The sequence below is a fragment of the Hyphomonas sp. genome (assembly GCF_041689225.1).
Classification (GTDB): Bacteria; Pseudomonadota; Alphaproteobacteria; order Caulobacterales; family Hyphomonadaceae; genus Hyphomonas.
Map to the genome: position 1 here is coordinate 1 of NZ_JBDNGN010000026.1, position 4,398 is coordinate 4,398.

Sequence of the window (4,398 nt, forward strand, 5' to 3'; positions counted from 1 at the left end):
GATGAAGACGGCACCATCCCGAATGATGCGACGATCGAAAAGCTTGTCGAACAGGCTCTCGCCCACGCTGCCGCCGGCGCCGACATTGTCGCGCCGTCAGACATGATGGACGGCCGCATCGGCGCCATCCGCACGGCCTTCGACGAGGAAGGCTTCACCAACATGATGATCCTCGCCTATGCCGCCAAATATGCCAGCGGCTTCTACGGCCCCTATCGCGACGCCATCGGCTCGGCCAAGTCCCTCAAGGGCGACAAGAAAACCTACCAGCAGGACCCCGCCAATTCAGACGAAGCCCTGCGCGAAGTCGCACTCGACCTCGCCGAGGGCGCCGACATGGTCATGGTCAAGCCGGGTCTTCCGTATCTGGACATTGTCCACCGCGTCGCCACCACGTTCGGCGTACCCACCCTCGCCTACCAGGTCTCCGGCGAATACGCCCAGATAAAAGCCGCCGCCCAGAACGGCTGGATCGACGGCGACCGCGTCATGATGGAATCCCTGATGTGCCTCAAACGCGCCGGCGCCAGCGGGATCATCACCTATTTCGCGGAAGAAGCAGCGGAGAAGCTGGGCTAGCCCCCCCACACCGAACTCATCCTTGTAACTCAGCATTTCGCAGATGTGCTATGGTTGGCGGTGCGGCGGCGCTCGTGCTTCGACTTCGCTCAGCATGAGCGCTCCAATTAACCCGGCTACGCACTCCCAAACCCTAACGTAACCGTAACCACCCCTACGCAGTTCCACCCCATTCCTGCCACGATCCGCCCCTACCCCTTGGCGGCCAAATTCAGGAGCCTCCCATGATCCGCATGCTTTGCCTCGGCCTCGCTGCCGCCTGCCTCACCGCCGCCCCGGCCGTCGCCGAGGACCGGTCCGAACAGGTCGCCACCTGCATAATCAGCCACGCCACCGAGGCTGACATCTCGCAGATGAAACAGCTCATGCTGCTGGCCCTGCAGGAGAAGCGGGACGAGGCCACCGGCGTCCTCGGCTCGCTCATGCTGACGGCCGGCCTCAGCGCGTCGGGCAATTGCGGCGTCGGCTTCAATGAAGTCGGCACGCCGATGTTCGAATACGCCATGCGCCTCTATGGCGAACATCTCGGCACCAAAGTCCTGGAACGCTCCCTGGATGCCATGGGCCTGCCCATGCAATAGCGGGGCACCGGGGGTGCAACAACCTATTCGCCCCGCGCGCCTTCTGCTAGCCTTGACGTTGCGCCAATGGAACATGCCCGGATATGCCCCAGCTCCTCATCGTCTACCATTCCCGCACCGGCGGCACGCGCCAGATGGCCGAGGCCGCCTGCGCCGGTGCCAGCGATGAAACAAAGACGATCCTGAGGCGCGCTGGCGACGCCACGCCGGAAGACCTGCTCGCCGCCGATGGCTACCTGTTCGCCGCACCGGAAAACCTCGCCGCGCTGTCAGGCGAGATGAAGGAATTCTTCGACCGCTGCTATTATTCCGTTCTCGGACGGATCGAGGGCCGCCCCTACGGCCTCATGGTTTGCGCCGGGTCGGATGGCGAAAGCGCCGTCAAACAGGCCGCCCGCATCGCCAGCGGCTGGCGCCTCAAACAGGTCCAGCCGCCGCTCATCGTTTGCACCCATGCCCAGACGCCGGAAGACATCCTCGCCGAAAAAACCATCCCTGAATCCGATCTCGCCAGGTGCCGCGACCTCGCCACCGCCCTCGCCGCCGGCATCAGCATGGGCGTGTTTTGAGCAGGCCGGCCTGATTCCGCTGCCAGGCCCCGGAAATTAATGCACCGGCCGCAGCGAATCCCTACCAATGGGCCCATCACACGCACGGAGAGCCTCATGACGCACCGCCAGATCCCCTTCGCTTTTGCCGCCCTCGCCGGTCTCGCCCTGCTGGGTGCCTGCGGATCGGGCGATGCCCCGGCAGCGCCCGTTGACGCCGAAGTCGCCGCCACGCCTCTCGCCAATGGCCTCACCGCCGCCGAAACCGTCGACGCGCGCCAGGCCCACCTCAAGGCCGTCGGCAAGGCGTTCAAGACGATCAGCGACGGCCTCAAGGAAAGCGAGCCTGACATGGCCGCCATACAGTCCGCCGCCGCCAGCGTGCCCGCCGAGACGGCAGGCATGGCCGACTGGTTCCCCGAAGGCTCCGGCCCTGCGTCCGGCGTCAAGACAGATGCCCTGCCCGTCATCTGGGAAACCCGCGCTGATTTCGATTCCAAAATGGCTGACTTCAAAGCCGCCGCGACCACGCTGGGCACGGTCGCCCAGGCTGGCGACATTGCCGCCATTTCCGAGGCCTTCAAGGCCACCGGCGCCACCTGCAAGGCCTGCCACCAGACCTATCGCGCAGACGACTAGCGCCGATGACCACCCCCGGCTCGCGCGTCCTCGTCTGGGACTGGACCGTCCGCATCTTCCATTGGCTCCTTGTCCTCGGCGTGGCGGCCATGTGGTGGACGGGCGAACAGGGCATGATGGACTGGCACCGGCGCCTCGGCCTCACCCTTCTCGGCCTCATCGTCTACCGCCTCGTCTGGGGCCTGGTCGGCCCGGGCACAGCGCGGTTCACCCGCATGGTCGCGCGGCCCGGCGCAATCATGGCTTACGTCCGAGACCTCATTGGCCGTCGCCATCGTCCCCATTTCGGGCATAACCCGCTCGGCTCGCTCAGCATCTTCGCCATGCTGCTTGCCCTTGCCACGCAGGTCAGCACGGGCCTGTTCTCGGTCGATATCGACGGGCTCGAATCCGGCCCGCTCGCCAGCAAGGTGTCCTTCGAAACCGGTCGCCTCCTCGCGGAAATCCACGAGACCAGCTTCAAGGTCCTGCTCGCGCTCATCGCCCTGCACGTCATCGCCATCGCTGCTTACCTGCTCCTGTTCAAGGACAATCTTGTCCGGCCCATGGTAACCGGCCACCGCCCGCAAACGGACTTCGACACCCCTCAGCACCCCTTTCGTGCCCCCTGGCCGCGCATCGCCGCCGCCGCAGCAACTGCGTGCGCCATTGTTTATGGCGTCCTCACCATCGGCGGCTGACGTGCAGCGCCACCTCCCGCTTTCCCCCGCACAGGGCGCCGCATCCTGCAGCCCTTGCTGGCAATCATTGTAAACTTGTCCAACACCCTCCGTTCCCGGCGTATAATCGCGGCATCATGCTGACACGCCGCGCGCATCTCTATGCCTTCGTGCATCCGCTGTTCTGGCCCTGGCTGTGGTTCCAGCTCTAGCGACTGGAGGCGTGGCAGCGCGCAGCGAAGCGCGACGTCCTGTTCAGGATCGACCGGTTCGGCAATCTTTCCATCAATGCGATTGGCGACGGCCCGCGCGACCCGCGTCGCTATCATTATGACGCGCCGACCGTGCCTGCATGGGCCGCGCCCGGCCTTGCGTCCGACATGCCGGAAGCCCTCGCACAAGCGGACCTGTCCACAGCGCCCCAGTGCCACGCCCTTCGCGCGCCCTGCCCACCTGTGATGGCGCCGGCTTGGCTGGACACGTCCTAGGCCCGGCGCTCCGTGCCGAATTCAGCCCCATGCAACCGGATGGCCCCCGCCATGCCGGCCGCTGGTGCTGGCGCAGGTGCCTAGAAGTTCACGCGATTGGAAACGGCGCCGTCTACGATCAGGTTCGCGCCAGTCGTGTAGGTGGATAGCGGGCTCGCCAGGAAGACGGCTGCATTGGCAATTTCCTGCGGCGTGGCACACCGGCCCATCGGGTTGCGGGCATTCGCCTGCTCGAAGAATTCCGGCATATTGGTCTTCACCGTGTGCCAGATGCCGCCCTCGAAATAGACCATGCCCGGCGATACCGTGTTGACTCGGATGCCGGCGGCGGCATGTTGCCGCGCAAGCCCCTTGGCCATGTGGATCAGCGCCGCCTTGATCGGGCCATAGGATTCGCCGCGATCGGACTGCGCCGCAGAGATCGACGAGATGATCACGAAGGCCGCGTCGCCTTTCGCTTCCGCCGCTTTGGCCAGCAATGGCTGGGCCGCCTCGAACGCGTTGACCGCGCCCAGGATATCCAGTTCGAAATTCTGCTTCCAGGCCGCTTCGTCATTTCCCTGCGCCATGGCGCCGGCATTGGAGATCAGGATATCCAGACCGCCCAGCGTCTTGGCCGCGTCGGCAATGAAGCGTTTCAGCGCCGCGCCGTCGGTAATGTCCACCGCTGTGCCCGTGGCTTTCACGCCCATCGCTTCGAGGTCCTTGACCGCCTCGGCGACCTGGTCCGCCTTGCGCGCGCACACGGCGACATTCGCGCCTTCGCCCGCCAGCGTGTCCGCAATCGCCCGGCCAATGCCGCGCGTGCCGCCCAGTATGATGGCGTTCTTGCCCTTCAGATGCATGTCCAAAACCGTATCCTCCTCAAGTGTTTTCTATGTGTCGGCCGCAAGCCTAGCCCGCC

Annotated in this window: 6 protein-coding genes; 5 read left to right on the top strand and 1 reads right to left on the bottom strand. The window is 65.3% G+C overall.

What is annotated here, in order from left to right; all coding sequences use genetic code 11:
* The 5 genes from hemB to ACESNB_RS02370 all read left to right on the top strand — a co-directional run.
* Positions 1–579: porphobilinogen synthase (gene hemB, locus ACESNB_RS02350; RefSeq protein ID WP_373003236.1), on the top strand; the 579-nt coding region annotated here is incomplete at its 5' end.
* A 224-nt stretch (positions 580–803) separates the two neighbouring features.
* Positions 804–1,160, top strand: a complete 357-nt coding sequence (locus ACESNB_RS02355) for a hypothetical protein (RefSeq protein ID WP_373003239.1) — start codon at positions 804–806, stop codon at positions 1,158–1,160.
* An 83-nt stretch (positions 1,161–1,243) separates the two neighbouring features.
* The gene (locus ACESNB_RS02360) at positions 1,244–1,729 is read left to right on the top strand and encodes a flavodoxin family protein (protein WP_373003242.1); all 486 of its coding nucleotides are present in this window, start codon (positions 1,244–1,246) and stop codon (positions 1,727–1,729) included.
* A gap of 96 nt (positions 1,730–1,825) precedes the next feature.
* The gene (locus ACESNB_RS02365) at positions 1,826–2,347 is read left to right on the top strand and encodes a cytochrome c (RefSeq protein WP_373003245.1); all 522 of its coding nucleotides are present in this window, start codon (positions 1,826–1,828) and stop codon (positions 2,345–2,347) included.
* 5 nt (positions 2,348–2,352) lie between these two features.
* Positions 2,353–3,027 (top strand): cytochrome b/b6 domain-containing protein, encoded by a 675-nt coding sequence (locus ACESNB_RS02370; RefSeq protein ID WP_373003248.1) that lies wholly within the window; start codon positions 2,353–2,355, stop codon positions 3,025–3,027.
* Between the two features lie 547 nt (positions 3,028–3,574).
* Here the strand turns inward: ACESNB_RS02370 and ACESNB_RS02375 are convergent.
* The gene (locus tag ACESNB_RS02375) at positions 3,575–4,345 is read right to left on the bottom strand and encodes an SDR family NAD(P)-dependent oxidoreductase (protein WP_373003251.1); all 771 of its coding nucleotides are present in this window, start codon (positions 4,343–4,345) and stop codon (positions 3,575–3,577) included.
* Between the last annotated feature and the right edge of the window lie 53 nt (positions 4,346–4,398).

Bases quoted from the DNA above. Each gene is read 5' to 3' on its own strand.
- ACESNB_RS02360 (WP_373003242.1), top strand. From the start codon at position 1,244: ATGCCCCAGCTCCTCATCGTCTACCATTCCCGCACCGGCGGCACGCGC.
- ACESNB_RS02365 (WP_373003245.1), top strand. From the start codon at position 1,826: ATGACGCACCGCCAGATCCCCTTCGCTTTTGCCGCCCTCGCCGGTCTC.
- ACESNB_RS02355 (WP_373003239.1), top strand. From the start codon at position 804: ATGATCCGCATGCTTTGCCTCGGCCTCGCTGCCGCCTGCCTCACCGCC.
- ACESNB_RS02370 (WP_373003248.1), top strand. From the start codon at position 2,353: ATGACCACCCCCGGCTCGCGCGTCCTCGTCTGGGACTGGACCGTCCGC.